At 70.3% G+C, this 256-nt stretch carries 1 protein-coding gene; it reads right to left on the bottom strand.

The window, feature by feature from the left end:
• Positions 1–256, bottom strand: a 256-nt coding sequence (locus SB751_RS32750) for a diguanylate cyclase domain-containing protein (RefSeq protein WP_410749347.1), incomplete at both ends; no start/stop codon positions are given.

The raw sequence follows: 256 nt of genomic DNA, 5'->3' as shown, positions 1-256 counted from the left end.
ACCAGCGACAGCGGCCGGTCCGCGCGCGCCGCCTGCTCGACCTCGCGGCGGAACTGCTCGTCGAAAAAGCTGCGGTTGTAGATGCGCGTGAGCGCGTCGTGCGCCGAGCTGTGCACGAGCGAGGCGTGCTCCTGCGCGAGCCGCCGGTAGAGCGCGGTCACTTCCCAGACGAGCACGCACACCAGCACGCCCGGCGCGAACATGCTGAACACACGCGCGACGTACCAGCCCAGCGTGAAGCGCTCGACGCTCAGCG

This window comes from Cupriavidus sp. SIMBA_020, from assembly GCF_046535395.1.
GTDB classification, from domain to species: Bacteria; Pseudomonadota; Gammaproteobacteria; order Burkholderiales; family Burkholderiaceae; genus Cupriavidus; species Cupriavidus campinensis.
This window is presented reverse-complemented; position numbering and strand designations above follow the sequence as displayed.